22 protein-coding genes are annotated in these 25,648 nt (G+C 52.9%); 5 read left to right on the forward strand and 17 right to left on the reverse strand.

The genetic code is table 11. The features are described from left to right. Positions 1 to 194: 194 nt before the first annotated feature. The 5 genes from WC959_00100 to WC959_00120 all read right to left on the reverse strand — a co-directional run bounded on the left by WC959_00100 (position 195) and on the right by WC959_00120 (position 7,274). The gene (locus WC959_00100; protein ID MFA5687547.1) at positions 195 to 833 is read right to left on the reverse strand and encodes a 6-phosphogluconolactonase; all 639 of its coding nucleotides are present in this window, start codon (positions 831 to 833) and stop codon (positions 195 to 197) included. Beyond that, positions 823 to 3,939: an efflux RND transporter permease subunit gene (locus tag WC959_00105; protein MFA5687548.1), complete on the reverse strand. Its 3,117-nt coding sequence runs from the start codon at positions 3,937 to 3,939 to the stop codon at positions 823 to 825. Before WC959_00105 ends, WC959_00100 begins: the two co-directional genes overlap by 11 nt. Then, positions 3,936 to 5,093 carry an efflux RND transporter periplasmic adaptor subunit gene (locus WC959_00110; GenBank protein ID MFA5687549.1) on the reverse strand — a complete coding sequence of 386 codons (1,158 nt, stop codon included), beginning with the start codon at positions 5,091 to 5,093 and terminating at the stop codon, positions 3,936 to 3,938. Before WC959_00110 ends, WC959_00105 begins: the two co-directional genes overlap by 4 nt. A gap of 74 nt (positions 5,094 to 5,167) precedes the next feature. Next, the gene (locus tag WC959_00115) at positions 5,168 to 6,571 is read right to left on the reverse strand and encodes a TolC family protein (GenBank protein MFA5687550.1); all 1,404 of its coding nucleotides are present in this window, start codon (positions 6,569 to 6,571) and stop codon (positions 5,168 to 5,170) included. A gap of 34 nt (positions 6,572 to 6,605) precedes the next feature. After that, a complete protein-coding gene (locus tag WC959_00120; GenBank protein MFA5687551.1) occupies positions 6,606 to 7,274 on the reverse strand; it encodes a TetR/AcrR family transcriptional regulator in 669 nt (222 codons plus the stop codon). Between the two features lie 156 nt (positions 7,275 to 7,430). On the opposite strand from WC959_00120, the gene tadA reads away from it, so the two are divergent. After that, positions 7,431 to 7,898, forward strand: a complete 468-nt coding sequence (gene tadA, locus WC959_00125) for a tRNA adenosine(34) deaminase TadA (protein ID MFA5687552.1) — start codon at positions 7,431 to 7,433, stop codon at positions 7,896 to 7,898. A 93-nt stretch (positions 7,899 to 7,991) separates the two neighbouring features. Here tadA and WC959_00130 read toward each other — a convergent pair whose 3' ends face one another. Further along, entirely contained in the window at positions 7,992 to 8,900 is a 909-nt protein-coding gene (locus WC959_00130; GenBank protein MFA5687553.1) for a M28 family peptidase, read from the reverse strand. 142 nt (positions 8,901 to 9,042) lie between these two features. Between WC959_00130 and WC959_00135 the strand changes: the two genes are divergently transcribed. Both WC959_00135 and WC959_00140 read left to right on the forward strand, forming a co-directional pair. Then, the gene (locus WC959_00135) at positions 9,043 to 9,324 is read left to right on the forward strand and encodes an HPr family phosphocarrier protein (GenBank protein ID MFA5687554.1); all 282 of its coding nucleotides are present in this window, start codon (positions 9,043 to 9,045) and stop codon (positions 9,322 to 9,324) included. A 5-nt stretch (positions 9,325 to 9,329) separates the two neighbouring features. Further along, positions 9,330 to 10,673: a DUF2851 family protein gene (locus WC959_00140; protein ID MFA5687555.1), complete on the forward strand. Its 1,344-nt coding sequence runs from the start codon at positions 9,330 to 9,332 to the stop codon at positions 10,671 to 10,673. A gap of 167 nt (positions 10,674 to 10,840) precedes the next feature. Here WC959_00140 and WC959_00145 read toward each other — a convergent pair whose 3' ends face one another. From WC959_00145 to WC959_00195, 11 genes are all read right to left on the reverse strand, one after another. After that, complete coding sequence (locus tag WC959_00145; protein MFA5687556.1) at positions 10,841 to 12,331, reverse strand: sulfatase; 1,491 nt, start codon at positions 12,329 to 12,331, stop codon at positions 10,841 to 10,843. Between the two features lie 38 nt (positions 12,332 to 12,369). Next, positions 12,370 to 13,392 (reverse strand): sulfatase-like hydrolase/transferase, encoded by a 1,023-nt coding sequence (locus tag WC959_00150; GenBank protein MFA5687557.1) that lies wholly within the window; start codon positions 13,390 to 13,392, stop codon positions 12,370 to 12,372. Beyond that, complete coding sequence (locus WC959_00155) at positions 13,358 to 13,489, reverse strand: hypothetical protein (protein ID MFA5687558.1); 132 nt, start codon at positions 13,487 to 13,489, stop codon at positions 13,358 to 13,360. Before WC959_00155 ends, WC959_00150 begins: the two co-directional genes overlap by 35 nt. 18 nt (positions 13,490 to 13,507) lie before the next feature. Further along, positions 13,508 to 14,812, reverse strand: a complete 1,305-nt coding sequence (locus WC959_00160; GenBank protein MFA5687559.1) for a PQQ-binding-like beta-propeller repeat protein — start codon at positions 14,810 to 14,812, stop codon at positions 13,508 to 13,510. A gap of 13 nt (positions 14,813 to 14,825) precedes the next feature. Then, positions 14,826 to 15,647, reverse strand: a complete 822-nt coding sequence (locus tag WC959_00165) for a phosphoadenosine phosphosulfate reductase family protein (GenBank protein ID MFA5687560.1) — start codon at positions 15,645 to 15,647, stop codon at positions 14,826 to 14,828. A 19-nt stretch (positions 15,648 to 15,666) separates the two neighbouring features. Further along, positions 15,667 to 16,695, reverse strand: a complete 1,029-nt coding sequence (locus WC959_00170) for a hydroxyacid dehydrogenase (GenBank protein MFA5687561.1) — start codon at positions 16,693 to 16,695, stop codon at positions 15,667 to 15,669. A 6-nt stretch (positions 16,696 to 16,701) separates the two neighbouring features. Further along, positions 16,702 to 17,559 (reverse strand): TIM barrel protein, encoded by an 858-nt coding sequence (locus tag WC959_00175; protein ID MFA5687562.1) that lies wholly within the window; start codon positions 17,557 to 17,559, stop codon positions 16,702 to 16,704. Between the two features lie 23 nt (positions 17,560 to 17,582). Further along, positions 17,583 to 18,608, reverse strand: a complete 1,026-nt coding sequence (locus WC959_00180; protein MFA5687563.1) for a hypothetical protein — start codon at positions 18,606 to 18,608, stop codon at positions 17,583 to 17,585. Then, the gene (locus WC959_00185; protein MFA5687564.1) at positions 18,599 to 19,345 is read right to left on the reverse strand and encodes a hypothetical protein; all 747 of its coding nucleotides are present in this window, start codon (positions 19,343 to 19,345) and stop codon (positions 18,599 to 18,601) included. Before WC959_00185 ends, WC959_00180 begins: the two co-directional genes overlap by 10 nt. Next, positions 19,336 to 20,028: a DUF6250 domain-containing protein gene (locus tag WC959_00190; protein MFA5687565.1), complete on the reverse strand. Its 693-nt coding sequence runs from the start codon at positions 20,026 to 20,028 to the stop codon at positions 19,336 to 19,338. Before WC959_00190 ends, WC959_00185 begins: the two co-directional genes overlap by 10 nt. 274 nt (positions 20,029 to 20,302) lie before the next feature. Next, positions 20,303 to 21,034, reverse strand: coding sequence for a hypothetical protein (locus WC959_00195; protein ID MFA5687566.1), 732 nt, complete (start codon positions 21,032 to 21,034; stop codon positions 20,303 to 20,305). 371 nt (positions 21,035 to 21,405) lie between these two features. Here WC959_00195 and WC959_00200 point away from each other — a divergent pair, with 371 nt between their 5' ends. Next, complete coding sequence (locus WC959_00200; GenBank protein MFA5687567.1) at positions 21,406 to 22,437, forward strand: LacI family DNA-binding transcriptional regulator; 1,032 nt, start codon at positions 21,406 to 21,408, stop codon at positions 22,435 to 22,437. A 162-nt stretch (positions 22,438 to 22,599) separates the two neighbouring features. Beyond that, positions 22,600 to 25,647: a discoidin domain-containing protein gene (locus WC959_00205; protein ID MFA5687568.1), complete on the forward strand. Its 3,048-nt coding sequence runs from the start codon at positions 22,600 to 22,602 to the stop codon at positions 25,645 to 25,647. Position 25,648: the final 1 nt, after the last annotated feature.

Raw genomic sequence — 25,648 nt, forward strand, 5'->3', positions numbered from 1 at the left:
TTTCAATACAGAAGAAACAGGGAGAATTTTTCAACAAACAATTGCGAAGCACGCAAAATTTTTACCGCAGATGAACATTTAAGAGCAGTTTCGTTTTAATTTGCAAAAGGTCGCGCCGATAAATATGGGGCAGACAGGAATGTCTGCTCCACGCGGTGCGAATCGTGGTTTGAATTAATCAATACAAATCAGCTTCATTTCATATTATCCGTCCAGATTTCGACATCCGGGTGGCCGGCAAGGGCGACACCGGCGGGAATAGTTTCCGGTGTTTTTAACAACTTTTCAATCACCGGCTGCTTGGCCTGGCCGGTGGCCAGGATAACAATTTTTTTTATCCGGAACAGCAGCGCCGGAGTCACACTGATCCGGTCAGGCTTTTTCAATTTAATGACTGGAATTGCCAGCCGTTCATCGCGCAGCGCTGCATCGTTCAGATTAAACAGTGATGCTGTGTGACCGTCAGTTCCCAAACCAAGCAGGCCGAACGGAATATGCTGAATCCGGCGCAAATTGTTTTCAAATGTTTTTGCCGCGGCATCAATCGGCAGTTCTGTCCGGACGCGAACAATATGGCTGGCGCCAAAAAACGGCGCGATCACTCCGTAATTATTTTGCGGGTCTGAAACGGGAACGTAACGTTCGTCGCTGAGAAACAGAGTTCCTTGCGTACAAATTTTTTCGCCGGCAAAACGCCGGTAGAGTTCCAGCGGTGTTTCTCCGCCGGAAAGCATCAGCCCGTCCGGCGCGGACAACGCCGGAAACAGTTTGCGGAATGTCTCCAGGCCGTGTGCGATTAATTCGCCGGCGGATGAGAATCGTTTAATTTTCATGCTGATGGTGGAAGAAATTATGAATGCCGTGCTTAATATCTTCGGTGATCATGTAGAGCGCCGGTACGAGCACGAGCGTAATGGTGGTTGAAAAGAGCAGGCCGAAGCCGAGTGAAATGGCCATCGGGATGAGATAGCGCGCCTGCCGCGAGGTTTCAAAGATCATCGGCGCGAGTCCGGCGAACGTGGTTAATGTGGTGAGCATGATCGGACGAAACCGCTGAATGCCGGCGGAGACTACAGCATCATGCGCATTGTCGTGAGTTTTCCGGCGCGCGTTGGCAAAATCAATCAGGACCAGCGCGCCGTTGACGACAACACCGGCGAGCGCGAGCATGCCGACCAGCCCGTTCATCGTCATCGAATAGCCCATAATAACATGACCGAGCACCGCACCGATGGCGCCGAACGGAATACTGACCATAACGATCAGCGGCTGCGAGTAGCTTTTAAACGGAATCGCGAGCAGCGCATAAATTGCGATCAGAACCAGCGGCAGGGTCACACGCAAACTGGCCAGGCTATCGCGGCTTTCTTTCTGCAATCCCTCATAGCTGTAAGAAAGTCCGGGATAGTTACGCATAAGTTTCGGCAGAGCGGTGTTATCGAGCAGCGCCATGACTTCGCCGGTGCGGGAACGCGGCCGGACATCGGCGCGGATGGTTTGCGTGCGCAATCCGTCGCGGCGCCGGATCGAGGTGTAGGAGTAGCCTTTTTCGATGTCGACCACTTCAAGCAATGGAACCTCGCCGCCGTCGGGCGTGCGCAAAATAAAGTTTTCGAGATTGTACATGCGCCGGCGCTCTTCCGCCGGATAACGGACTTTCACTTTCACTTCATTACGTCCGCGCTGCTGCCGCAGCACTTCGGTGCCTTCAAACGCGGAACGGATCTGGCGTCCGACATCTTCGGCAGTGAGTCCGAGACTGGCGGCTTCGGCGCGCATCGTGAAGTCAAACTGCGGTTTGCCCTGCAGAACGCCGTCATCGATATCGGTGACGCGCGGAAACTCGCCCAGTTCCACCGCGAGCTCCTGCGCGGCGGTTTCAAGGGTATCAACGTCTTCGTGCCGGAGTTCCACCGTCAGCGCATAACCGGCGCCGGGACCGCCGCCGGAGTCGGCAGAAAAACGGGCGGAGCGCATACCGGGAATCGGCCCGACTTTTGCGCGCCAGCACGCTGCAAATTCGGTGGTGCTCATAATTTTATCACGCACTTCGGCATCCGCGAGATATGCGCGAACATTGACCTGATGCGAACCGCCGCGGCCGACATCCGAAAAAATTCCTTCGCACAGTTCGGGATGTCCCGATTCTTCAACCAGCTCCTGTGCCGCGCGGACAATCCGCTGGGCAATCGCCGCCGTTTTTTCCACCGGCGTGCCGTACGGCATAACGAGAGAAACCTGTGCGAAATCGCTTTCGATCGTGGCGAAAAGCTGATACCCGAGGCGTCCGCTGGCCCAGTAGCCGGAGACGGTCAGCAGCAGCATGACCGAAAATGCGACCACGAGGTAACGGTGTTTTAAACAGAAATTAAGGAACGGCCCGTATTTATTTTTAACCCACCGCTCAAACCATCCGCTGAATTTCTGCTGCTTCCGGTGGATCCACGCATTTAGACCGCGTTTCTCGCCGCGCAGACGGCCGTGCGACAGGTGCGCCGGCAGAATGAAAATGCATTCAATCCACGAAAAGATGAAGACAAAAATAACAATGAGCGGCAGCGGTCCCATATTGCGGCGCATCATACCCGGCAGCACGAGCAGCGGCATGAAGGCCACAATGTTGGTGAGAATACTGTAGGCTACCGGCGTAGCCACTTCTCGGGTGCCTTTGACGGCCGCATCAACCGGCGGCATACCGTTCTGCTGATAATAATAATAGTTTTCGCCGACAACGATGGCATTATCCACAACCATTCCGAGCGCGAGAATAAATGCGAACATGGTGGTCATATTGATGGACAGATCGCACAGCGGCATGAGAATGACGGAGCCGAGAAATGAAACCGGAATGGCCATCATCACCCAGAACGCAATGCGGATCTCGAGAAAGATGCCGAGAAAAAGAACAACAAGCAGCAGCCCCATATAGCCGTTGTTCAGCAAAAGTGCGGCGCGCTGAAAGAACATTTTGGTACGATCGTTTAAAACGGCAATTTCCACTCCGTCCGGCAGTTCGGCGCGGATCTGCGGCAGCATTTCAGCGACGGCGCCGGAAATCTGCGCCGGCGTCTGGTCACCTACACGATACACTTCGAGCATGACGGCGCGCCGGCCGTTATAATAGGCAAAGCGGTCGCTGTCTTCAAAACCGTCGATCACCGTGGCAATTTCACCGAGCAGAATGCGCGTGCCGTCTTCGGAGGTAACGACCGGGACCTGTTCAAATTCATAGCCGAAATTTTTCCGCTCTTTCATCCGCAGCAGCGTTTCGCCGCTGTCCGTTTTAATCCCGCCGCCGGACAGCTCCACCGCTTCGTTAGAGAGCTGCGATGCGATGCTGCGGTGCGTTAATCCGTAGCGCCGGAGATTTTCCTGCGAGACTTCGATGCTGATTTCAAAGTTGCGCGTGCCGGCGAGGTCGATCTGTGTAATATACGGATTTTGCAGCAGGCGGTCGCGCACCTGCTCGGCCAGCATACGCAGACTCACTTCCGGAATGTCGCCGGTAAGAACAAGATCCATCGTGCCGCGCCGGCGCACCTGCAAGGAGACCTGCGGCTCTTCGGCATCGAGCGGAAAGGTGGTGATGCGGTCAATTTCGCTCTTGATGTCCTGATAAACCTTCATGCGGTCGGAGCCGTCCAGAATTTCGGCGGAAATCGACGCCGAGCCTTCATTCGCCGTGGCGATCACCTCTTTGACGCCTTCGATGCCGCGCACCGCTTCTTCCACCGCGAGACAGATGCCCTGCTCCACTTCCGCCGGCGTAGCGCCGGGATAGCGCACGCTCACCGTGACAATGTCCTCTTCCGCGTACGGAAACACTTCCTGCGTCACCTGAAAAAATACGATCAGTCCGCCGACCAGACAGGTAAGCATCAGCAGGTTTGCCGCGACGGGATTATTCGCCATCCAGGCGATCGGACCGCGTATTCTCATTCCGCCGCTCCTTCCGGTGCGTTATGAATGCGGAGCTCCATACCCTGCACCGGCGCCGGAATATCTGAACTCACCAGCTGCCAGCCCTCTTTAAAGTGAACACGCACCAGCACCTGCTGCTCATAGCCCTGCACAAACTCTGCCGGCAGAATGTGCATTTTATTTTCCGCGTCCACCATCCAGACGTTTGAACCGTCGCGATACGCTGTGCGCTCAATCAGACAGACATTCTCCTCTGTCTGTCCCGTCAGCTTCACGCGCACCACTTCACCGAGCAGCAACGGGCGGGCGCCGGCAAACGGATCGGCGACTGCAATCAGAATCCGCGCCATGCGTCCCTGCGCTGTTAAGTCCGGCAGCAGTTTATAAAGCGTGCCGGAGCGCACCGTGCCGTCTGTTAAAATAATTTCCGCCGGATATGAATTGTTTTCAATCTCCGGAAACAGTGACAGGGCATTTAACGGCAGCGATGCGCGCACAAAAAACCGGTCTGTCGCTACAAGCTGAAGCAGCGTGCGGTTCATCGACGCATAATCGCCGGGGTCCACATCCACGCTCTGTACCACCGCATCGAACGGCGCTGCAATATTTGTACGCCGCAAATCGAGATTTGCTCTCTCCAGTTTTGTCTTTGCCGCGTCAAGATCCGCCTGGGCCGCTTTCAACTGCGGTTCACGCAGCGTGAGATCTCGATACGCATCGTCCATGCTCCGGCCTTCGCCGATCAGTTCCAGCTCATGTTTCGCCACCGCCTGCCGGCCCTCCTCCTGCCGCAGCGCGCTCTGCGCGCCGTGCAGTGCCGCTTCCGCCTGCTGCACCGCCAGTTCATAATCGCTGCGGTCGATCGTCAGCAGCACATCGCCGGCGTTTACAAAAACCCCTTCCACCAGCCCCGGCAGCGTGCCGGTAATCCGTCCCGCCACCTCCGCCTGAATTGAAACATCGCGATCAGCAATCACTGTGCCCATACAGTCCACTGACACCGGCACCGACACGCGCGTCAGCTCCGTTACTTCCACCACCGGAATCATCGTCGACATCCGCGTGCGCTGCGCCACCGGTTTGCTCTTATAAAACAGCCATCCGCTGATCGATCCGAACAGCAGCATTCCGGCGCCGGTTAAAAGTCCGATCATACGTTGTTTTTTTGTCATCGTTTCTCCTTAAAAACTATTTGGCACGAGGCAATAGGCACCAGACATTAGGTTTTCAAACTGGTGCCTAATGCCTATTCCCTAATCCCTTTCAAAATTTCCCCCCAATCGCCGCCGAGCACACGATACAGCTGAATGCGGTCTGTCAGCAGTTCATATTCCGCCGCCAGCACAGTCACCTCCAGATTCTGCCGGATTGTTTCCATGGTCAGCGCATCAAAATAACTCTCCAGTCCGCGCGTGTAGCGCCGGTATGCCTCTTCCGCCGCCGACTCCGCCGCACCGTACTGCCGCCGGATTTTTGCGACATACTCCTGCTGATATTTTTCCGCTGTCAATGCGTTTTCCACTTCGCCGAAGGCCGATAAAACCGCTGCACGATACGCCGCCGCGCGCTCATCCACCACCGCTTTTACGCGCCGGACTTCGGCGCGCCGGCGCCCGCCGTCGATCAGCGGCGCCGTTACACCGGCGGCAAGATTTTTCACCCAGTTATCAAACAGACCGTTCATCGAATCATCGCGATAGGACGCCGATGCCGTCAGCGTAATTGCCGGCAGACGGTCTGCGCGCGCCGCGCGCACCGTATGATCCGCCGACTCCAGCAGCGCCCATTTCGCCTGCAGGTCCGGCCGGCGTTCCAGCAGTACCGCCGGAATCCCGGCATCCGGCCATGCCGGAATTGCCGGCAGCGGCAGCACCGTTAAATTCAACTCCGTCTGCGGCATTTCACCGATTAAAACCGCGAGCGCATTTCCGGCGGCGCTCAGCGCCGCTTTGACCGGCTGAAGCGCCGCCGCCGCCGAAAAAACCTGCCGGCGCTGCTGAAAAATATCCAGCGAACTCGACTGCGATGTTTCAAACCGCTTTTCCACCACCGAAAGCATTTGCCGGTTTGTTTTCAACTGCTCTTTCAGCACGGCGAGCCGGCACTGCAGATACTGCCATTCAAAATAGGTTCCGGCAGTCTGCGCCGCAATTGTCATCGCCGCCGTTTCCAGATCAAACCGGCTCGCTTTTAGATCGTACAGCGCCGCACGCCGCGTCGATGCCACGCGCCCCCATAAATCCACTTCGTAACTCGCGGAGAGACCGAGCTGATAGTCATCCGTTGTCACCGTTCCGGCGCGGTCGGTATGCCTGTACTCCGAGCCCGCCCTGGCCGATCCATCAGCCGATGGAAATCGCGCCGCACCGGATTTAACCGCCGCCGCTTCCGCCTGCCGCAACCGCGCCGCCGCCTGTTCAATAGTCAGGTTGTTTCCCAGCGCACGTTCCATTAAACGGTTCAGCTGCTCATCACCGAACGCCTTCCACCATTCGTTGGTCGTGGCAATTCCGGCGGACTCCGCACGCCAGGCATCCGGCAGATCGTCCGGTGCGGCGCGTTCTTTTTTTGGCAACAGCGCGCACGATGTGCAGAGCAGAAGCAGCACCGCGCCGGCAGAATATTTTTTAGTCACAAACTTTTTCATCATCTCAAAACTGCATTATTTTAAATAATCGGTCAGATCAGACTGATCCGGCTGATCTTTTTTCGCGTTCTTTTGCGGTTAACCCTTTTGTGCCTTTCCGTGTTTTTCGTGGCTGATAACTTCCCGCCTTTTTATGCGTGATGACCGACCAGATATTTTCAACCAGCGAATCCAGATCCACTCTGCGCCCGCGCAGCTCCCGCACGCGATTTCTGAAAAACAGCGGACCGACCAGCAGGCAATGCAGTTCCGCCAGGGGAATATCATCACGCAGCGCGCCTTCCGCGACACCCTTTTTAAGCAGGTAAAACACCGCCGCTTCGCTCTCGCGGAAATACGGCTCCGCCTTTTTTTCAATGGAATTTTTTGACGACTGCTGCATTAAGCGAATCAGACCGAACCGGCGCCGGGCAAACTGCGACATTTCCTTAACATACTGCAAAAACCGCGCGCGGTAATCACCGGGTGAATCCGCAATTTCGCGAATCCGCGCCGCAACTTCGCGCGTTCCTTCGCCGATCAGTGCAACAAACAAATCCTCTTTGTCCTTAAAATACAGATAGAGCGTGCCTTTACCGACACCGGCCTGCGCCGCAATCTCCTCCAGCTTCACCTCGTCATAACGCCGGTCTTTCGATACCTCAGCCGCCGCGCGCAAAATTGCTTTGCGCCGCAGATCTTTTTTACTGAGCCCCGGTTGTATCATATGGCGGCAGAGCCTACAAAACTGACCGGCGGGTCACAAATTAAATATGTCAGAAAGTTCAAGGTTCAGGGTTCGGCGTTCATAATTCACATAAATCCCATGCATCCCGTCTTTTAGGCTTTAGACTTTAGCCCTTAGACTTTAGGCTTCCAAATTATGGACTCTCTCTCTGAAAACACCATTTACATGCGCATGGCGCTGCGCGAAGCGGAACGTGCCGCGGAAGCCGGCGAAGTGCCATGCGGCGCGCTGATTGTGCGCAACGGTGAAATTCTCGGCAAAGCGCATAACCAGACCGAACTGTTGAAAGACCCGACTGCACACGCCGAAATTCTCGCCATTACGCAGGCCGCCGCCGCCGTTGAAAACTGGCGGCTCACTGATTCGGTTTTATACGTAACGAAAGAGCCCTGCCCGATGTGCGCCGGCGCAATCGTGCTTGCGCGCATCAAAAAAGTGGTGTGGGGCGTGGACGACCCGAAGCGCGGGGGGGCACGCTCTAAATTTGAAATTCTGGATCACGCCGATTTGAATCATCGCGTTGAAATTGAAACCGGCGTGCTCGCCGGCGAATGCCGGTCCCTGCTGCAGGATTTTTTTCGCATGCGCCGCGCCGGAAAATAACCGGCGTTATTTAATAGAGGCAGGAAACAAACCGGCATCAGGAACAGCTTTTGCATAAGCACACTCCATCCTGAATGCCGGCGCCGGCGGTACCTATTGCAGCCGTTCGATCATCCGCAAAACGGTGTCACCGATGATCTGCAGGCTTTCGACAGAGAGTTTATCCATCGTATCTTCCGGCGTATGCCAGTAATCGTTGAGTCCGGGCGCAGAGCCGTATTCAAAATCGATCAGATTAATCACCGGCATTCCAAGCGCGAGGAACGGAACGTGATCGTCAATGATATCGCCGCGCGCGAGTCCGAATTTTGCACGGTGTCCGAGCTCATCGGCAGCGGCAAACAGCTCTTTTGTCAGCTTGCGCGAACTGTTGCGCGGTATGGTAACATTCAGATTTTTGTCGCCGATCATATCAAGAATAATGACTGCCTCAACAAACTGCGCACCGCCGGCGGTATACACTTCTTTTGCCAGGCGCCGGCTGCCGTGCAGTCCGTCGGTCATCATGTTGTACTGCTTGAGACATTCCTCGCCGTCAAAAAATGCAAACATAAATTCCGTTTCATACGGTGCGCGCGATTTTAAAACGCGAATCATTTCAAGCAGCACGCCGGAGCTGGATCCGGAATCGTTCGCGCCCTGAAAATCCGGTGCAATGCCGCTTTTTGTGTCAAAGTGCGAGCCGATCACAATCAGCCGTGATGTTTTTCCCGGCAGCCGGCCCACCACATTATGGAAATACATTTCGCCGGCCGGCGTCTGATCCTTAAACGTATCGATCACCGCCGGAACGCCGATTTCTTGCATGCGCGTTTCCAGATGCACCGCTGCACGCCGCGCACCGCCGGTACCCGACTCGCGCGGCACAATCTTCACCAGCGCCGCTGTTTCAGCCAGTGCATGTTCGCCGGAAAACAGACTCGTTTCCACCGCCGGTTTGCAGGCAAGCAAACAAAATCCGCAACTGATTAAAAACAAGATTTTTAAAATTTCCATCATCATTCTGCCTTCGGACTTGAACTGAATGTAATTTTAGCAAAAGGCCGCCATGCGGCAAAGAGCTAACATATTTACTTTTGCCGGCGGTTGCAAATTATTCAATTTGAAGGCTGGCAAAAATTCCGGCGGCGGGCATACTTTGCGCATGGTTGAGATAAAGGCAGTCATTCAGAACGAAGCCGGAATTCACTGCCGTCCGACGGCGGTGATTACACAGGCGGCGGTTGAATATTCCGGCAAAATTAAAATCAGTGCGCCGTCCGGCTCGTGCAATCTCGGCTCCGCACTTGAACTGATGATGCTTGGTCTCGATCACGGCACACCGGTAACCATTCAGGTCTCCGGCGAGGATGAGGCTGCAACCGCCGCAAAATTCAAAGAGCTTTTTGAGCGTCATTTTGATTTCCCAAACGCCGGCCAGGAATAAATTCAATGTATAGTGCGCCTTCCATTCCGGAACATCTCTTTTTTCGCGCCGCAAAATATAAAAGTCTTTTTCAAAACAACGAACTTTGCGAAACGCCGGCGCGCCGGTTTCCTTATACTGAACGTCATTTGCAGGCGCTGTGGTTCGATAAACAACTGCGTCCGCCGGAACTGAAAACGACGCGCGGAGAAATCGTCACTGTTGAAAATGCCGGCCGGTGGAATCTGGAAGCCGGCCCCGACTTCACCGGCGCGGTGCTTTTAATTGGACGTTCACAGCGCCGGATTTCCGGCGATGTTGAAATCCACGTTCATCCGTCCGGCTGGAAACATCACGGACATGCAGATGATCTGCGTTATTCAAACGTCCGCTTTCACATCACCTGGTTTGCCGGTGCAGCGGACGAAACACTGTTTCCGGCGGATACAGTTCATATTGCGCTCGCCGGACAATGCACGGTGGATCTCAATAGTATTGATACAGCGGCGTATCCTTATCTCCAACCGAACCTGCGGGGCCGGCTTCCCGAATTCGGCGGCACACCGGATGAAATTATCGAAATCCTTGAAAGCGCCGGCGTTGAACGGTTGAAAAATAAAACACGGCACATCGCGCGGCAGATTGCAGAACACGGTGAGGCGCAGGCACTCTACGAAGAAGTTGCCGGCGCACTTGGCTACAAACACAATAAAGCGCCGTTCAAACAGCTTGCGCGCCGGCTGCCGGTGAACACCTTAATTGAAAAAACATCCGGCGACTGGGAAAAAATTTATGCCGTTCTGCTTGGAGTTTCCGGCCTGCTGCCCAAACAGCCCGCCGCCAGCTGGACGGACGAAGCAAAAAAAGAGCTGCGCCGCCTCTGGGATAAATGGTGGCGCGAAGAACACCGGTGGGAAGATGTGATACCACTGAAAAAAACCGACTGGCGGCTTGCCGGTGTCCGTCCGCTCAATCATCCCGTCCGGCGGCTGTGTGCACTCGCACAATGGGTCGCCGGCGGAATTTTTAAAAATATGATTGCAGTACCCTCATCACATTTTCTGCAGTTTAAAAACAATTTCTGGACCAATCATATTGGCTGGACCGGCAGAGAAGCTTCTGCGGAACTCGTCGGGGAAAGCCGGTTAAATGCTATCGAGCTCAACGTCATCATCCCGTTCCGGCTAGCTAAAGGTGATTCCACTGCGCTCAACACACTTCCGGCGGAACCGGCGAACAGCATCATTCGCGAAACCGCCTATACACTTTTCGGACCCGATCACTCGCCGAAACTCTATCGCACTGCACTCGCGCGGCAGGGGCTCATTCAAATATTCAATGATTATATTTTGAATCAGTACGCCGGTTGACTCAACCGGCGCGCCGCGTGAGGCCGCCCGGCCTGTAATTTCAGGCAGCACGTCAGATCAAACTCAGCTGTCCCGGCCTAACTTTTAGCCGGCCTTTTACCGTGACGCAGACAATTCCGTCTACGCGGCCCTGTCTAAAATGTGACTGCGATTCCCTATAATCCACTCTACTCCAGCCCCATCCGCAGATACTGTTCCGGCGGAGCGGCGCTTGACTGCATACACTGAATCAGCAGATCAATCATACGCTGCTCGAGAGCTGGATCATTGAGTTCATGCTGCTGCTGCGGGTCGGCTTTAATATCAAAGAGCATGGTGCGGAAGTTGTGCCGGCATTTCCAGCGGTCGCTGGATATTTTCATGACGGGACACTCTTTGCTGAAACTGAGCGGCGGTGCCATTTCGGCGGTACGCAATTCTTCCAGTGTGAACGGTTCGCGCATGTGTGCCGGCATCAATGTGTATTGACAAATCGGTGCATTCGGTTTGCCTGCTTCCGGCGCGCGCATATAAACATAGCGGCCGTCGGTGACATTAATGTGTCCGCCGTTCATCCCGAAGAGTCCGGCTTCACGTACCGGCGTATCGTTTTCAATCACGCCGCGAAGCGGCCTGCCCTGCATGTCCGGCGGCACCGGCAGATTGAAAAAGTCGAGCAGCGTCGGCGCAAGATCAATGGTTTGTACAAGCGATGTACGCCGTTCGCCGGAAATTCCGGAACGCGGATCCCAGATAAACAGCGGCGTCCGGGCGATTTCATTATAGAACGGCGCCCAGCATTTTGCCCAGCAGTCATGTTCACCGAGCAGGAAGCCGTGATCGGTATTCACAATCAGCATGGTGTCGTTCCACATATCGTGCGTGTCCATAAAGTCGAGAACACGGCCGAGGGACTCATCGCACATGCTGATGAGCGCAGCATTTGTTTTCCGCATGTGCCGGATGGTCTCCTCGTCTTCTGTTGCCGGCGCGTACGGCGGCCAGTCGTAAAACGGGCCGGTGTAGTCGTCGTCGTACAGTTTTTTAAAGCGTTCCGGAACCTGATAGGGCTCGTGCGGATCGAATGTTTCAATCTGCAAAAACCAGTTATCCGCCTCCCGGTTGGTTTCAAGAAAACGCAATCCCTGATGAAATACCACATTCTGCGGATAATACTCTTCACGGTTGTTGATAAATTGACGGTTGATCCAATCCTGAGCGACGTGTTCTTTTGGACTGCCAAGTTCAACCCCCTGATTCGGATGGAGATTTTCCGGCGGTTTTACTGCACCGGAAAGGTCGGCAATCCATGGATCGCCCTCCTGTCCGCGCGCAATTTCCCACGTGCTGTATTTGGTATGATAGTTTGCGCCGCCTTCTTCCCAGTAGTGAGCATGATCGCTGCACAGATGTGAATAAATTCCGGCGCGTTTCAGAATTTCCGGCATCGAATCGTCGAACGGCTCGAGCGGACCCCAGCTCCGGTGCAGAAAATTATAACGCCCCGTGTGAATTTCCCGCCGCGCCGGCATGCACGGCATGGAACCGACAAAACTGGTTTCAAACGCAACTGTCCGTTCCGCCAGGCGTTGAAAATTCGGCGCGTGAACCCAATCGCAGCCGTACGGCGGCAGCATATGCCGGTTCAGCGAATCAAACATTACCATAATGGCTCTCATAAAACTCTCCTTTCTACCTTATATAACGATTTTTCAAATTATAACAAGCCTTTGAATGCCGGATCCGGATAGTCCCATACCCAGCCGCGCCGGGCAAAAGAGAAATCTTCGCTGAGTCCTCCATCTGCCATAAGAAATTTGTCTTCGTGCGCGCGGAACGATTGTTTATGAATCCACTTGCGCAGCGCTTCGCCGTATTCAATGCGGATGTGCTGACACTCCGGATCGTCAATCCGGTTGTTCAGTTCCTGCGGGTCGGAATCAAGGTGATACAGCTCGCTGAAACCTGCGTCGTAATCAACAAGTTTCCACGGGCCTTTGCGCACCATGCAGCAGTTGGAAATGACACCGTAACTGAACGCGTCTTCGCGCTCATCTTCGTAAAGCGGCTCATAGTCCCACCACGCCGGAATTTCAGCGCCGGCATATTTTATCAGCGTCGGCGGAATCTGCTGAAGCTCAACGAGAGAATTTAGACGTCGTCCTTCTGTTTGCGCCGGCGCTTTGAAAATCAGCGGCACGCGAATGGATTCCTCGAAATAATCGCTTTTGCCGACCATTTCCCGATCGCCGACATGATCGCCGTGATCGCTGCTGACAATAATAAGTGTGTTATCCCAGATTCCTTTTTCTTTGCATGCACGAATAATGCGTCCGATTTCGTCGTCGAGCTGTTTCACATTGCCTGCATATTGTACGCGAATATTTTTGCGTTCTTCTTCAGTAAAGGTTGTATAATCAAGCGCGTGCCATGCGCGCATATGTGTTTCTAAAAAATTCCGGCAGTATTCTTGCGACCCCGGAAATCCGACCATCAATGCGAACGGATGAAAATGCATTTTGCCGACGGCGGCGGTGCGGTAGCCGATATCGCGCAAAACATCCGGCCACGTTTTCATGCCCATCATTTTCAAGTCCGGACGCAGCCACTGATGGTTGGAAAGAACGCCGCTGCGCAGCGGCGTTAATCCCGTCAGCAGCGCCGCACGCGCCGGAACACAGATCGGCGCACTGGAATACGCCCGATCATAAACAGTGGGTGGACTGTGCCGCAAGCTCATTGAGATGCGGCGTAGCGATTGCATGGCAGCCGTATACCGGCAAAAAATCGGCGCGGAACTGATCGGGCATGATAAAAATGAGATTTGGCTTTTTCATAACACCCTCCATTTTGTTTTATACAACCGGCGTCATGCGGATTTCGTTGAAGAAAATTTTCCCGGCGCCGTTAATGAAGATGCGAATGTCGGCAAACGCAGCACTTTCCGGCACGGTGATTTCAAATGAATCCTGTGTCCAGTCGGTATCGCCGGCAAAAAGTTCGCCCTTCGGTGCCTGCGTTACATCGCCGAGCAGTCCGTCGAATTCATCTTTGAAGGCAACCTGAATGCAACCCATGCCGGAATTGATCCCCTCGGTTTTCAGCCGGCAGCCGACACGATAACTCTGTCCGGCGTCAACCTTCACAGACTGCTGACAGCACAGCGCACCGGCGCGGTCATATTCCAGTCCCGGCACCGGTTTCCCGTAAGCACTTTCGCCCCAAATCATTTTTCCGCCGCCTTCGGAGAGGCGCGTCGCCAGCGTCCAGTCCGCCGGAAATCCGTTTTCATCACGCTGTTTAAAAAAGCCGTTCGTCACTTTTTCATACACCGGTTTTTCGCGCCGGTAATTACGGAACTGCCAGACTTCATCGCCGGCGGGATTCACCTCAACCACACGTTGATGCTGCTGATCTGAAAAAAGCGTGTTGCCGTTCGGCAGGCGCTGCACTTCATAAATATTTGCGAAATACGGCAGCTGATATTCCCAAACGGTTTCACCGGCACGCGTCACTTCAAGCACGCGGCTGTTTTTTGAATCAGCAATCAGAACATTACCGTTTTCAAGCAGGTTTGCATCGCGCGGCCAGCGTAATCCGGCGGCATATTCCCACAGCGTTTCGCCGGCGGCGCTGATCATGCGTACGCGGTCTTCATCGCTGTCCGCCACAATAAAATTTCCATCCGGCAGCGGTTCGCAGTTATGCGGATGATTCAATTCGCCCTGTGACTCTAATGAAATATTTCCGGCGCAATCAACAATGACAAAACCGTTCGAGTTGCGATTTGTCACCAGCATTTTTCCGGCATCCATCATGCAAATGTTGTTGGGATAATGAAGCGGACTGCCGTTTGACATTTTTCCGGTGCCGCCGGTCCAGTCGTCGGACGACCAAACAATTTCATCCGCCGGATTAACTTCAAGAATACGGTTGTTGCTTGTGTCGGCAATCACTGTATTGCCGTTTGGCAGACGGCGCGCGGTATGCGCGAAACGGTAACCGTGAGCGGAACGCCAGACGACGTTGCCGGCGGGATTTACTTCAATAATTTCGCTGCCGCTGCCGCTCTCCGCGCCGGCGTCGGCAATCAGCGTATTTCCGTTCGGCAGACGTTCCACGCTGCACGTGAATTCCAGCATTCCTTGACGGTCATCCATTGCAAAAATCCTTTTACATGTATCCGAGCTTGCGCAGCTTTTCCATCAGGTTTTCTTTATCCTGCCGGCGCCCGCCGCGCTCGGTGGTATTTTCCAGATCCTGTTCCCACGCCGGTGTTTCAGTAATTTTTTTCGTCGTCACGCGTGCACCGAGTGAACGGTACCCGTCAGCATACAGTTTACAGAACGGCACATTGTTTTCACGCAGCGCATCCCATACATCGCGTTCGGTAAAATGCAGAATCGGATTAATCCGCGTATGCTCGCGGTTGAATTCCGTTGCCGGACGCGGGCTGAAATAGATTTCATTGGCGCGCGCGCCCTGCTCATCCCAGCGGATACCTTCAAAAAACGCATCGATTTCGTTATCTTCCAGATACACCATGCAGGTCACAGTTTTCATCAAATGATTGCCGACGTAGGATTCCGGCTCATACGTGAATGTTTCCTCTTCGTAATCGAGCCGTTTTACTTCGCGCTGATTGCGCTCATTTAAATCCGCAACGCGGACTTCTGAACCGAGTCCGTCTTCGGCGTGCGATGAAACATCGGCATTGTGAATCATGTCTACCGTGATGCCGTAGCGCGCCTTGCTCTCCTCAATGAATTCGCGGACTTCATCAAACATATCGCCTTCGTCGATACAGAAACAGCGCGGCATTTTCAGCCCGGTTCCCTTAATCGCCTCATGAACCAGCCAGAGAACCAGCAGACTGTCTTTGCCGCCGGTATAGGCAATCCGCATTTTTTCCAGCGGAAATTTCTCATACGCTTCGAGAATAATTTTTTTAGAATCCTCAATCTTCTTCGTCAAGGTTGTATTCTGATCAGACATTCATAACTCCTTTTTCTGTCTATGCCGGAACGCCGGTAATTAAGCTTTTATATTCGATGGTCATCGCGGATGCGCGCTGCTGCGTCATTTCGTGCAGCAGCGGCAGTCCTTTAAATTTGCGGTCGATGTCGTCGAGCACGGTGAGCGCGAGCAGATCGCGCGTGCCGGAACCGGCGTTATGCGGGGTAAGCACCACATTCGGCAGCGTACGAAGTTCATCATCTTCCGGCAGCGGTTCATCATAAAACACATCCATATACGCAAAGATGCGACCGGAACGAAGCTCGTTCATCAGCGCACCTTTTTCGATCAGATGTGCCCGGCCGGTGTTGATTAACGAAGCACCGTCTTTCAGCGTTGAAAGCATCGCGCCGGTAATGCGCCCAAGCGTTTTTTCGGTCAGCGAGGTCAGCAGATGCACCATGTCGCTGCATTTCAGTACATCATCAAGCGCTGCTTTTTCCACGCCGGCGTTTTCCGCCTCTTCCACGGAAAGATAGCGGCTGGCCACTAGAATTTTTTTTACGCCGGTATTTTTCAGCATGCGGATGAGATAGCGTGCAATTTCGCCGTAACCCCAAATGCCAACAGTAAGGCGGTGCAACCCGAGCGGCGCAAGCGGCGGATTCCAGGCTAAATGCCGGTGGTCGCCGAAGTTGCAATAGGTGATCATCCGGCGCGCCGCAATCATCGTCATCATCAACGACCACTGCGCAACGCATTCCGCCATCACCGAATTTGCTGAGACAATCGGAATGCCGCCGGCAAAAAATTCCGGCGTGACAATCCGCTGCACCGAACCGGCGGCGTGACCGACGACTTGCAGTTTATCGGCGGCATCCAGCCAGCTTTGGTCGAATTTCGGCGAGCCCCAGCTGGTAATCACCGCATCGGCGCCACGGATCGATTCCGGCCTGAACGGCTCGGGAGCAAAGGTTGCATTAAACCCGAGTTCTTCGGCGCGCGCGGCAGCTTCCGGCGTCCAGACCTCATGCCGGCGCGAATTGTCCGGCAGCAGTAAAACAACATTACGGCGATCCTTCATCATCAGTTCCTATTCTGTATCTGCATTGCAAAGTTCAATGAATATCCGGCGCTCGCCGGCGAGCATTTGAATCAGTTCGTCAAGCGACATCGCGGCGCCCTGTCCGTTTTTTGCGCGGCCGCTGCCGTAGAATGAGCATGGTCCGTCAAACTGAATCTGGCGCAGAATTTGCACGATGTCCTCCCACGGCACATTGCCGGTGCCGAGTTTGGTGAGGCGCATGCTGTGCAGGCGCGCGCCGGCATAGCCGCTTTTATCGTTGAACCAGTAAAAATCTTTTACGCCGAGCGCGGCGATGCGGTCAGCGAGAATATCCACTCCCATCAGCCAGCCGGAACTGCCGCCTTCAACCACACCGTGAACCGGATCGTAATAGACGCCGATGTCCGCCGGCGGGAGATCGCCGAGCGCATAATCGAGATCCGCCGGAACTGCGCCAAAAAACTTATGGCTGTGATTCTGAAATACGCCCTGAATTCCAACAGCACGGTTCATCGCTGCAATGTCTCTGAGCTGTGCTTTAACGGTGTCGCGCTGCCGGCGCAGTGTGCCGAAGCCCTCATATCTCCATTCGCCAAGACGATACTGACGGATGCCGAGCGATGCCGCAGTCCGCAGGATTTTTTCAGCAAACGGCGCGTCCGGCGAATTTATCTGCGTGGTAATCATAGCGATATTCATGCCGGTGTTTTTCAGTTTTCCGGCGAGCGCCGGCAGTTCATCCGCCACGCACTCCGGTTCAATATTTTCGCCGGAGCGCACGGTGATTTCAAAACCGGTAAAACCGGCGGCGGCGAGTTTTACGGCGCTCTCTTCGAGCGGCGCGCCGTACAACTGCTTGCTGAAGACGATGTGTTCGAGGTTCATAGTTAAGCGTTCAGAGTTTGGAGTTAAGAGTTTGTTGCGTTGCGGGCATTGCGCCGCGCGCCGCGCAGCATTAATCCGGAAACAATTCCAATGAATGCGGCCACAATAAGAATGGCGAGGCGTCCGGCCGACGGGTTCGGCACGAATACCAGCAGCGCAATAAATCCGGCAATGACCATTCCAAATCCTCCGAGCAGACGAAGCTGCATACCGTCGTTCGCTTTGCCGACTTCTTTCTCAAAATCAACCGGCGTGTGCATGACCGTAAAAAATTCATCCACCTGTGCTTGATAGTCCGGTGTTTCTTTTTTCCAGAACGGAGCCGTTGCAAAAAACACAATGCTCCCAACGGCGATATTAACGAAAACCTGCTGCTGAAAATTCCAGGTCAGCCCGAACACACTGATTTTATAAAAACCGAGCGCCGACGGAATCAAGGCGGCAACCACGGATGCAATTGCTGCCCAGCGCGGCACGCGACGGAAGAACAGGCAGAGCATCATCGGAACCGTCAGCGGAATGCCGAGCATGGCGCCGATGTTCAGCATGAATTCAAAGATCCCTTTGCCATCTTGACCGGCGAAATAGAGAGCGAGCCCGATAATTGCTATACCGAAGCAAAAGGAAGCGAACTGTCCGAGCCGTAATCGCCGGACCATGCTCATTGGCTCTTTTTTTAAAAGACGGCAGATCGCAGGATAAATATCTTCCGTCACAATTCCGGCGTTACGATTCAGCCCCGTATCCATCGAACTCATCGTCGCCGCAAAAATGGCAACCACCATTAAGCCGACCATCCCGTTCGGCAGCAGCGCATGGCTGATTAACGCGAATGACGCTTCCGCCGGCTTGGCAATATTCACCGCCATCACCTGATCGGCAATCAGCAGCCGCGCCGCCATCGGCGGAATCACCCAGATAATTGCGCCTAGCGCCATTAAAACAGCTGCAAACAGCGCCGCTTTGCGCGCTTCGCGGCCGTCTTTTACAGCAAAGTAGCGCGGCGCCGATTGCATCGAGTTACTACTGACTGCAGTTTTCAGCAGCATGGCAATCGCCCACATCCAGGTGAACTGCGAGGCCGTAAATCGCCCTGGCGGGTTGATAATCTGGAAATCCGGCGCGAGCCCCTCCCCTGTGCGTTAATCATATTTAAGAATCCGCCAAAACCGCCGGTTTTTTGCAGACAGAGGAAGCAGACTAATAACGTCATTGGAACCAGTATTAATCCCTGCAGAAAATCCGTTGCCATCACCGCCCAGCTGCCGCCGGTTAGTGAATAAAAAAGCACAACGAGCCCGATAACAATGATAATGCTGTAAATTTCAAATCCGAAAATCGCGGAACTGAAGAGTGCGAGGCCGTATAAATGAAGTGCGCCGACCAACAGTTGCGTGATGACGGAGAAGCCGGCGTAAAACTGCTGTGTCCCAACATCAAAACGCTTGCGGATAATTTCCGGTGCTGTAATGGACCGCAGTTGCCTGAACCATGGAGCAATAAAAAGAAAGTTCAGAAGAAACCCGATAGTATTGGCAATGTAAATGATGGCAACAGACCAGCCGCTTTCAAAGGCCACTCCGGCGGCGCCGGTAAATGTCCACGCACTGAACATCGTCATAAATGCACTGGCGCCGACCAGATACCACGTGCCGCGGCAGCCGTTGCGGAAATAGTCGCTGGCATCAGAGTTCAGCTTGCGCATCACCCAACCGACAGCCAGCAGCATGATAAAATAGGTGAAAATTACAATGTATTCAATAATTCCCGGCTGTGTTAAGGACATAGTGTTTCTCCTTTTTCATTTCCATTCAACGGCCGGATTTTTATATCCCGCCACGCAACTGTCGAATTCCAGGTGCGCAGCGCCAGCCGGCCGCCCGGCAGCGGCTGCGGATCAATCACATCATGAAGGTAGATGTCATCGACAAACGCCTGAATGCGGCCGGCGTTGCAGACGACTTTAATACGATACACACGTCCCGGTTCAGAACGGATATCCTGCCGGTCGCTCAGCAGGTTGAATCCCGGATTTCTCCGGACGCGCGAATGGCCGGGCCGAATGCCGCCGACCAGCGTAAAAATATAATTCGGAAATTTATGATATTCCGGATAATCGCCGGAACGGGTAAACTGCACCGGCGAATCGTCCGCTTCGTGCGCGCTGAAAATCAGATTCAAATTCGCCGCGTTCGGCGCCTCTGTTTCAAACACCTCTGCCGTCAGCTCAATCACAAAATCCGCCGGAATCTTCTGCTTCAGCCAGATCGTCGCCGTATTCACCTGTTCCGGAAATTTTTTTTCAACCTTGATCTGTCCGTCCGCCGCCGTAACAACACTGTCGCCCTCAACCGCCCAGCGGTTTGTCCACGACGCATCGAACGTCTCCGCAATCACTTTTCCCGGCGCGCGCGACATGCCGAATGCCGCGCCGGCAAAGAGAATGAAGAAAATCAGCGGGGCAGACATTCCTGTCTGCCCATTCCGGTGCATAAATGGCAGACAGGACTCGAAGAGAGGCTTTTGCTCGCGAAAGCAACGACCAACGGGAGTGACAATTCTGCCCCACAATTTTTTAAGACTGTTTCTTAAATGCTGCATATTATTTTCTGATGGTGATGAAACTTTTCCGGCAACGGAAGCACGCGCCTGCTTTAATTGTAAAACCGGCTGTTTTTACACCTATAAAAAACCCCGCGCAACGATCCGTCGAAACGCGGGGATAACTGTTCTTGTTACAGTTTTAGCGCATCGCCCGCCGGATAAAAAGCGATGCGGTACTGCTAAACAGTAATAATGTTACGGATGATGGTTCCGGAACAACCGAAAACCCGGAAATTGTAAGATCTTCATCCGTATTGAAAAACCGCCCACTGACTCCGAAATAATCTCCAGTCGGCGTGGCCGGATTCGTATCGGTCCACACCAGTGTTTCACTTAATTCACCGCACTTGGCTGTAAAAGAGAGGGTCAGGCTGCCGGATGCGTCGTATGTTCCGGTCAGGCTAAGATCAAATTGTGTTGTCTTTCTAATGGCGGCCCCTCCATCCCACGTAAATTGGGCAACTTCGGTTGCACCGTTCAATATATATAATATATCTTTAGTAAGTCTGGCCTGATATCCGACTGATCCACCGTTAACGGTCAAATTGTCGCCTAAGGCAAACAATCGCATTTGATGTTGTGAAGCTTGATTGCCAAAAAATGTTGCTTCTATTGTAAATCCTTTTGCATCCAAGGATGCGCCGGATGTGTCCACGGCAATTGCAAAACTTTGTTTGCTCGTCGTAGTTGCTGTGAGACCCGTTGACGTTGAGGTTAATGTGATATCCGCATGAGGGAGGACAGTAAATACAGCGGCATTTGTTTGAGGATCCATTTTTGTAAAATCTGCCTCAAACGGCACAATTACAACGTCTGCCAGCGCAATCGCTGCCGAGTATAATATAATTATTCCCAATCCTATCTTCTTCATTTCTATGTCCTTTCCTGTTTTATCCCTGCCGGCACCATGCCGGCGGATTTAAAGTTGATTGAATGCTGAAACTTGAATCCATGATTTTTTATTCACGCGTAATAAATTTAATTTTCTTTATTGTGCGAATTCCGATTCCCTCATCTAATCAAACATTCCTTTCTAGCTATGTGCCAGTTTAGATTTTCAACTTATTCCGTGAAGCGCCATGTTGTTTTAATTGTAAAACACGTTATTTTATTTACATATTTAACCTCTTCCGGAATATTGCCAGCATTCAAACCGCCGGAGATTTTAATTTCGTTGCAAAGAAAGATATTAGACTTTATGAAAACACTGATCACTGAGCAGATAATCCCGAATGGCAAACGATGAACTCAAAACGTATTTCTATGCGCGATATTGCAACAGAAGCGGGCGTCAGTGTCATGACGGTATCGCTGGCGCTGCGCAACTCGCCGCGCCTTTCCGCTGAAACGCGTGAAAATGTTCAAGCCATTGCAAAAAAACTTGGATTCATGCCTGACCCTGCACTGCAAGCTCTGGCCACCTATCGCACCGGCAAACAGAAAAAGAATTTTACCGGCGTGATCGCTTATATAAATAACTCCACAAAACCATCCGTGGTGCGTGGCAAAACCCATCATCAGAAAATTTTTGCAGGCGCAACTGCCGGCGCGACAACACTTGGATATAAAGTGGAAGAGTTCTGGCTGAGGGCACCGGAGCTTTCCCCTCAGCGCGCGGCGGATGTGTTACGTGCACGCGGCATTCAGGGGCTGATCCTTGGGCCGCAGGAAAAATCGAACACCGTAATTGAAGGATTCGACTGGTCGGAATTCAGCGTGGTGACCTATGGCTTTTCACTGAGAGCACCGCGTTTCAATGTCGTCGCCACTGAAACATTCAAAGCGATGCTGATTTGTATGAAAAAACTGCAGGCCGCCGGTTACCGACGCCCCGGACTGATCATTTTTGACGATCAGGACACCCGCACTCAAAACCGCTATTCCGGTGCCTATTGTGCCTCTTGGGAAATGATATCGAAATCGCGAAAACTTCCGAAAATTTTTCGCGATTTCGATTTAAATCCAGTCAAATTAAAACAATGGATAGAGCGATATAAATTTGATGCAATCATCGGTGCACGGCACCGCATTCAGCTGCAACTGGAAAAGCTGGGTTACCGCATCCCGGACGATATCGGTTTCGCCTGTCCGTTTGGAATTCACAGAAATTATCCAATAGCTCATGCCGATGGCCGCCCGGAAGAAGTTGGACGTATCGCGGTCGAATTGGTCTGCAGTATGATTAACCAGAACGAAAAAGGCATTCCGGTATCGCCACGTACCATAACGATCGACCCCGACTGGGTCCCGGGGCCGACCATTAGAAACCAGTAAAAATTTCCGGTAAGGTTGATTCTTGCCGCTTCATAACAAAGTCCTTTCACAAATCATGCTTCGAATTTTAACGTGTATTTTACAGTTAAAACGAATACCCGATTGTCGAAACGTTACCGTATGTTACGAATTCAGCTGAGCATCAGAACAGGGGAATGATTTATGTTTTTTTATAAGTTAGGAACATTGTGCATAACGCTGGGCTATATGGTTTGCATCATACCGGCGGATACGCAAAAAAATGATGGCATTCCCGTTGTCCCTGCAAACGCACATCCCCGCCTCCTGCTGACAGAAGAACGCTGCGATGCATTAAAGCAATGGATTCATGGTGATGACCTATTTGCGACGGCGTGGCAACAGATTACCGAAATGACCTCACCAGACGGCGCAGATATTCTGCTTTTGGACGGCGCTTACAATGAAGCAGTGTTGACGCAAATCTCAGCACAGGCGATGCGGTATGCGATTGAACAGGATTCGATCAACGGCCTGGCAGCAATTAAAAATATCCGTGCATTCCATAATGATGTTGTTTTTTCGGAAGCAAAAGCCGTCACCCGTGCCCACGGCTATGCCATTTTCTGTACTGCACTGGTATATGACTGGTGCTACCCCCTGCTTACGAGTGCTGATAAAACGGCTCTTATCGCGGGGATAAAAACAAATGCGGCGGTTATGGAAATCGGCTGGCCGCCGGAGAAGCAGAGTGACATCACCGGACACGCCGGCGAAGCACAATTACTGCGCGACCTGCTGTCGGCCGGAATAGCATTGTATGATGAAGAACCGGAATTTTATAACATTTGTGCCGACCGGTTTTTCAACCGTATGGTTCCGCCGCGCAACTTTTTTTATCAGTCACACCGGCATCATCAGGGAAGTCATTACGGTCCATACCGGTTTCACTGGGAAATGTACTCGGCATGGCTTTTTGGGCGCATGAACGGAACTCATGTCTACAGCAGAGAACAGCAGTTTGTCCCGTATGAATGGATCTATACGTTGTGTCCGGATAATAGAATATTTATTGATGGTGACAGCGCGAAGGCCAAAAGCTTGTTTAATGTTCAAAATCGGGCTCTACTGGAATCCAATTATTATAATGATCCGTATGTACGTTATCTGGCGCAGCGTCTTTCTGTTACGATATTAGCGCGAACCAAATCAATTGATTTCCTATTGTTTTATGACCCGGCGGCAGAAACCGCTACCGGATTTTCAGATTTGCCACTGACGCGATATTTCGCAGAACCGCTCGGCGGCATGGTTGTGCGTACCGGCTGGGATTTTGGAAGCGACAGTGAAAGTGCCGTTATAAAAATGAACGGCGCCGGATATTTTTTCGGTAATCATGATCATGTCGATGCCGGACATTTTCAGATTTATTATAAAGGCCATCTGGCGATTGATACCGGGATTTACGGCGGCGGCAGTTACAGCTCGGCATATAACTGGAGCATTAACAACCGCTCCATCGCGCATAACGTCATGCTGGCGTATGACCCGGACGAAACATTCCCGAAAGGCGGCAATGACGGCGGACAGGCTTTGCTGAACTACGCCAAAGAACCGCAAACGTATGAATCGCTGCTGGCGGATTATCGCAATGGACGGATGCTGGCGCATGATTTCGGGCCGAACAAACAACGTCCGTTTTATAGCACGATGAGTGTTGATTTGACGGAAGCATACAGCAAAAAAATTGAACCCTATCAGCGGCGCTTCGTCACCCTGAACCTGAACCGCCCGGGACTGCCGGCGGCGCTGCTGGTGTATGACCGCATGGAGACCGCCAATCCGGATCATAAAAAATACTGGCTGTTCCAGAGTTTTGACCCGGCGGAAATCCGTGCGGACGGTTTCACCGTTACAAACCGGCGCAACAGCTGCTCCGGAAAAGTTTTCTGTTCAACGCTGCTGCCCAGCGCAGGGAATCTTACAATGGAAAATACCGGCGGTGAAACAGGGACGCACACCGTTTTCGGACAGACAATCCCCAATGCAAACAGCGATTCATTTTCACAGGGCTGGCGGCTGATGATGTCGCCGGTGACACCGGCGAAACTCGACCGTTTCCTGAATGTGATGCAGATTATGGATGCAGACTTCGGCGCGCCCCTGCCCGTCGAAAAAATTTCGACACCCGGATTTACCGGCGCAAAAATTGAAAACTGGTATGTGCTGTTTCCGGATGGAAATAAACCGGTTGAGAATGATTTCGCCGTTTCTTTTCCGGCAGAATCCGGCAACACATGGTTTTTAATTACCGGCCTGAAAACCGGAGACTGGTTTGTTTCCGGCGCCAACAGCGGTACCGCAATCAAGCATTGTATCGATGAAAATTCCGATACTCTGTTCTGGATTGGAAACTCCGGTAACTACGCCGTTTCGCGCAGCCTGCCGGCAGACTGTGCAGAAATTCCGGCGCCGGATTTAGCGGCGCTGACGCCGGAAAATCACAGCATGACCGACAACCGCGTTTATCTTGACAACGCGCTGCTGCAAACCTCGTTACATGAACAGAACGACGGAACGCTGTGGACCGCGCCGGAAAACATTCTGATAGCCGCCGGGGTCGATGCGGCGTGGAATGGCAGAGAATTTTCTGCCGGAACGGGAAGCCGCATGCTGAATTATAAAGCCGGCGCGCCGGAATATTTTTTAAATGGCGAAGCATTTACTCTGCCGGAAAACTCCGGCGCGCCGGAAACAATGCTGCCGCTGCCGGCGCTTGCGTCGTTTTTAAAACGGCAGTACATCAAAGAAAGCCAGAACGTTGTTTTGCTTAAACCGTATCCGGCTGAACGCAACACATATCTCTGGTATGAACAGATTTCCGCCGACCGGAGCAGTACTGGACAGGAAGCGCAATACGCCGCCGACGGGGACTTAAAAACCTACTGGGCCGGCGAAGGCATCGGCGCAATACTGACGATTGATCTCGGCAAAACCACAGAAATCACGGCGGTAAAAATCGCCTGGCAGAACGGTGCGCGCCGGAAAGCATTTTTTTCACTGGAAACTTCGCGGGACGGAAGTTCGTGGAAAGAAATTTTTAACGGCGAAAGCGACGGCAAAACCGCCGGGTTCGAAAAATATTCATTCAATCCGGTGCCGGCGCGCTTTGTCCGTCTGATAGGTAACGGAAACAACATCAACGGCTGGAACTCTGTTCAGGAAATAGAAATTGTTCCGGTAGAAAAATAAT

It is taken from the genome of Kiritimatiellales bacterium (assembly GCA_041656295.1).
In the GTDB taxonomy this organism is placed as follows: domain Bacteria; phylum Verrucomicrobiota; class Kiritimatiellia; order Kiritimatiellales; family Tichowtungiaceae; genus Tichowtungia.

Coding starts and splice junctions, on each gene's coding strand:
- WC959_00100 (MFA5687547.1), bottom strand. CDS start 833: ATGAAAATTAAACGATTCTCATCCGCCGGCGAATTAATCGCACACGGC.
- WC959_00105 (MFA5687548.1), bottom strand. CDS start 3,939: ATGAGAATACGCGGTCCGATCGCCTGGATGGCGAATAATCCCGTCGCG.
- WC959_00110 (MFA5687549.1), bottom strand. CDS start 5,093: ATGACAAAAAAACAACGTATGATCGGACTTTTAACCGGCGCCGGAATG.
- WC959_00115 (MFA5687550.1), bottom strand. CDS start 6,571: ATGATGAAAAAGTTTGTGACTAAAAAATATTCTGCCGGCGCGGTGCTG.
- WC959_00120 (MFA5687551.1), bottom strand. CDS start 7,274: ATGATACAACCGGGGCTCAGTAAAAAAGATCTGCGGCGCAAAGCAATT.
- tadA (MFA5687552.1), top strand. CDS start 7,431: ATGGACTCTCTCTCTGAAAACACCATTTACATGCGCATGGCGCTGCGC.
- WC959_00130 (MFA5687553.1), bottom strand. CDS start 8,900: ATGATGATGGAAATTTTAAAAATCTTGTTTTTAATCAGTTGCGGATTT.
- WC959_00135 (MFA5687554.1), top strand. CDS start 9,043: ATGGTTGAGATAAAGGCAGTCATTCAGAACGAAGCCGGAATTCACTGC.
- WC959_00140 (MFA5687555.1), top strand. CDS start 9,330: ATGTATAGTGCGCCTTCCATTCCGGAACATCTCTTTTTTCGCGCCGCA.
- WC959_00145 (MFA5687556.1), bottom strand. CDS start 12,331: ATGAGAGCCATTATGGTAATGTTTGATTCGCTGAACCGGCATATGCTG.
- WC959_00150 (MFA5687557.1), bottom strand. CDS start 13,392: ATGAGCTTGCGGCACAGTCCACCCACTGTTTATGATCGGGCGTATTCC.
- WC959_00155 (MFA5687558.1), bottom strand. CDS start 13,489: ATGAAAAAGCCAAATCTCATTTTTATCATGCCCGATCAGTTCCGCGCC.
- WC959_00160 (MFA5687559.1), bottom strand. CDS start 14,812: ATGGATGACCGTCAAGGAATGCTGGAATTCACGTGCAGCGTGGAACGT.
- WC959_00165 (MFA5687560.1), bottom strand. CDS start 15,647: ATGTCTGATCAGAATACAACCTTGACGAAGAAGATTGAGGATTCTAAA.
- WC959_00170 (MFA5687561.1), bottom strand. CDS start 16,695: ATGATGAAGGATCGCCGTAATGTTGTTTTACTGCTGCCGGACAATTCG.
- WC959_00175 (MFA5687562.1), bottom strand. CDS start 17,559: ATGAACCTCGAACACATCGTCTTCAGCAAGCAGTTGTACGGCGCGCCG.
- WC959_00180 (MFA5687563.1), bottom strand. CDS start 18,608: ATGCTGCTGAAAACTGCAGTCAGTAGTAACTCGATGCAATCGGCGCCG.
- WC959_00185 (MFA5687564.1), bottom strand. CDS start 19,345: ATGTCCTTAACACAGCCGGGAATTATTGAATACATTGTAATTTTCACC.
- WC959_00190 (MFA5687565.1), bottom strand. CDS start 20,028: ATGTCTGCCCCGCTGATTTTCTTCATTCTCTTTGCCGGCGCGGCATTC.
- WC959_00195 (MFA5687566.1), bottom strand. CDS start 21,034: ATGAAGAAGATAGGATTGGGAATAATTATATTATACTCGGCAGCGATT.
- WC959_00200 (MFA5687567.1), top strand. CDS start 21,406: ATGAACTCAAAACGTATTTCTATGCGCGATATTGCAACAGAAGCGGGC.
- WC959_00205 (MFA5687568.1), top strand. CDS start 22,600: ATGTTTTTTTATAAGTTAGGAACATTGTGCATAACGCTGGGCTATATG.